The organism is Mitsuaria sp. WAJ17 (assembly GCF_014174515.1).
Taxonomy (GTDB): Bacteria; Pseudomonadota; Gammaproteobacteria; order Burkholderiales; family Burkholderiaceae_C; genus Roseateles_B.
Genome location: NZ_JACJUG010000160.1, coordinates 1 through 321, shown reverse-complemented (window position 1 = coordinate 321; position 321 = coordinate 1). Strand labels below are relative to the sequence as shown.

The following is a 321-nucleotide window of genomic DNA, read 5'->3' as shown; positions in this document are numbered from 1 at the left end:
CCCTGCACCCCAAGATCCACGGTGGCCTGCTGGCGCGCCGCGACCTGCCCGAGCACATGGCCGCCGCGCAGCAGCACGACATCGCCATGATCGACATCCTGGCGGTCAACCTCTACCCCTTCGAAGCCACCGTGGCCAAGCCCGGCTGCACGCTGGAGGACGCGATCGAGAACATCGACATCGGCGGCCCGGCCATGGTGCGCAGCGCCGCCAAGAACTGGAAGGACGTGACGGTGCTGACCGACGCCAGCCAGTACGCCGGCGTGCTCGAGGAGCTGAAGGCCGCGGGCAAGACCAGCGACAAGACGCGCTTCGCCTGCA

1 pseudogene is annotated in these 321 nt (G+C 68.8%); it reads left to right on the top strand.

From position 1 onward, the window contains the following. Positions 1-321 (top strand): annotated as a pseudogene (purH, locus tag H5407_RS23855) (bifunctional phosphoribosylaminoimidazolecarboxamide formyltransferase/IMP cyclohydrolase); the annotation flags it as partial.